General features: G+C 51.7%; 3 protein-coding genes. All 3 read right to left on the bottom strand.

Features of this window, described 5'->3' with window-relative positions; genetic code table 11:
• A partial coding sequence (locus VLH40_05180) for a hypothetical protein (GenBank protein HSV31400.1) occupies window positions 1–218 on the bottom strand: 218 nt, incomplete at its 3' end.
• A gap of 573 nt (window positions 219–791) precedes the next feature.
• Window positions 792–2,221, bottom strand: a protein-coding gene (locus VLH40_05175) for an IS3 family transposase (GenBank protein ID HSV31399.1) whose coding sequence is annotated in 2 segments (ribosomal slippage) — window positions 792–1,846 and window positions 1,846–2,221 — 1,431 coding nt in all. Because the reading frame shifts where the segments join, the coding sequence is not laid out codon by codon here.
• Window positions 2,222–2,376: 155 nt separating this feature from the next.
• Complete coding sequence (locus VLH40_05170; GenBank protein HSV31398.1) at window positions 2,377–2,784, bottom strand: site-specific integrase; 408 nt, start codon at window positions 2,782–2,784, stop codon at window positions 2,377–2,379.
• Window positions 2,785–3,059: the final 275 nt, after the last annotated feature.

Raw genomic sequence — 3,059 nt, 5'->3', positions numbered from 1 at the left:
GCATAAACGTCTTCGAAGATTTCTGACAGGGCAGAAAAAACGGTCAGCCAACAGCGGCGGATGAGCCGCGAGCATCGCAGGTTTAAGAGAGCGCGACAGCGGTCACTCAGACTGAGAAGCGGAGTCGGCTCTATTGCCTTGATAGGCGGAGCGTGAGCGGAGCCGGTCAAGGCAATAGCGAAGCATCCGCCGCTGAGCCGGAACGTTGCGCATTTCATCCGTGTAAGCCACTCTACGGTTAGTCATGGCAATTTATTGATAAGTAGGGTATGCTGTGTAAAACGTATGACTTGTCGGTTAAAGTCCGACCATTGGAGTTCGGTAGTTCGCCCATGTAGCTTGAGGGAGGTGTAAGGGGTAACCTGAAGCATTGAGTCTCCTGACAAAGGCTCCGTAAGGGAGCTGAGCAAGCCTACGGGTCGCAGCGTGAGCGAACCTATATGTAGCCTCGAAACATACGATGGAGCTGTCGATCCTGACAACAACTACCAAAACCGATAGATGAACTCCCGGGGTAACAGGGGTGACACGCAGGGGCAGCCATACGACAATGAACGCGGGAGCCCCTTGTCGATGCTCTACAGGAGGGCAACCGGTAGATATAAGGAAACGAAATTTTACCGGGTCGGCAAGGGAGTCGGATTTGCCCATATTACCGCTTGTATCTCAAGGACAACATAACCTTGGGAGAGGGAAGGGGCAATACCTTCATCATGCTTCTGAAGGAGTGAAGGAAAGGAGATTGCGGTAACGGAACTTGTCAATGAAAAAGAGACACCTCCGGCAAAAATTTAGTGTAGCGCCGGATCGCTTTTTTGAAGCGCCGGTTTGTTGATCCAGACGGTCGCGGGGAGAGCCATCGGTTTTGGCATTTTTCCCTTGAAGCGTTTGGGATGTTTTATAAAGGCCGCCTCCAGAACGGCCTGCCGTTCTTTGATAATTTGCTCAGCCCGTCCGTATTGAACATCTTCCGGAGTGAGGAAGCCGATTCCGGAATGGTAATGTTCGGTATTGTACCACCGGAAGAAATCCCGGCAGAAGGACCGGGCGTCTTCGATACAACCGAACCTCTCCGGAAACTCCGGCCGGTATTTCAGGGTTTTGAACTGGGATTCCGAATAGGGGTTGTCATTGCTCACATGCGGCCGTGAAAGGCTTTTCGTAATCCCCATGTCGGCCAGAAGGAGAGCCACGGATTTCGAGGTCATGCTGGGTCCCCGATCGGAGTGGATGATCAGTTGATCCTGTTCAATCCCCTGTTTTTCACAGCCCTGTTCGATCAGTTTCTTTGCCAGGACGGCGAGTTCCCTTGGGGCGATCATCCACCCCACCGCATACCGGCTGAAGAGGTCGAGGATCACATAGAGATAAAAATACGTCCATTTTACCGGCCCCTTAAGTTTCGTAATATCCCATGACCAGACTTGATTGGGACCCTCGGCGATCAGTTCCGGTTTCGTGTATGAAGGGCGCTGAAGCTGATTTCTTCGTTCTTTCATTTCGCCATGCTTATCCAAAACCCGGTACATGGTCCTCACCGAACACAGATAACTGCCTTCATCCAACAGGGCCGCATAGACCGCTTGGGGCGCCCTGTCGACGAAACGGTCGGAATGAAGAACATCCAGGACGACATTCTGCTCTTCGACGGACAAGGCCAGGGGAGATACGGAATGTCTCCTTTCTTCCTCCCGAATCCCATTCCGCCGCTTCCAACGGTAGAAACCACAACGGGGAAGGGCCAGGGTGTTGCAGGCCTGCTTCACATTTACCTCTTTGGCTAAAGACCCGGCAACCGTCATGAGTTCCTCTCTTCGTCCTGATCGAGGGGTCTCTCCAGTATCTCTGCGATTTTTTTTTGAGCCTCGATGATAAGCTCCGCCTGCCTGAGTTTGTGCCTCAGTTTCTGTGCCTCCTTCTCCAACTCGGCAATCCGGCGAATCGAGGGATCCGGCTTCCGCTCTTTGGGCCCACGCTTCTTCGGGGAAAGGGCTTCCAGGGTTCCCTGCTCCGCCTGGCGGCGCCATGTGATAAGATTGGAAGAGTATAACCCCTCCCGGCGCAGAAAGGCACCCATCTGTCCATGTTCTTTACAGATTTCCGCTTCCCTTAGTATGCGCCGCTTGTACTCCGCAGTGAACCGACGGCGGACAGGTTTCTCGGATACTTCAGGATCAGAAACCATCTTGAAACCACGGGTCAACTTACCGGCCTCATGCATCTCGGTGATTGAGGAAATTCCAGCAGTCCTACGGGCTCCTTCCATTTCCTCAATCTTAGTGCTATGGTTCCTTAACATGACGTCCTTCTTTTCCATTACTATTTTCTCCTCCCCGCCCTCTATTATAGTGTCTAAATTACAGGGTGGAAAGTGTCTCATTTACATTGGCACAGAGGGGAATACGTGATCATCAGCATCGCCTTGTGCTTGAGGTTCCTGGTGACCGACAAGAGAGATTCCACCTCGGAGAGATCCGGAACCACCGGAAGTTTTCTCTTGGCCCGCGGATGCTTGATCTTCTCCACGGGCCATTCCCGTTTCAATGTTGTCCTGTACAAAAACTTAAGGCCGGCAACATAGTACCGGAAGGTCCCCTCCGATAGATGTCTTTCCTTAATGAGATAAAGCAGATACTCCTTGAGTTCAGCCTCCCCAAGTTCAGCCGGTGACCGGTTAAAGTATCTTGCCAGGTTTTCCGCTTCTCTGAGGTAAGTCTCCTGCGTCCTCGGTTTGGCTCCGCACAACTGAAGATCTGCCAACATCTGATCTCTCAACTTCCCCATGATTCAATCTCCTTTGATTTTGATATCCGCCAGTTCATTCCGACGGTTTGACAAAAGAAATTGTATGGAGATTACGGCTGATCAACAAGCGCTAACAAGAGGTCCATGTTGAATATTCAGGGGAATTGGTTTATCGTGAGCCACGAAAAAACGACATGGTGGAACCACCGCGCAGCGGTTTAGTTCTTCTATGCGCAATTCACATCTTATGTGCAGGCCATGTCAAGTCCGGAGTTCAGGCAGCAGGCTTTTTTGGGACGCGTCATCCAGCCTTT

It is taken from the genome of Atribacteraceae bacterium (genome assembly GCA_035477455.1).
Lineage (GTDB): Bacteria > Atribacterota > Atribacteria > Atribacterales > Atribacteraceae > DATIKP01.
This window is presented reverse-complemented; position numbering and strand designations above follow the sequence as displayed.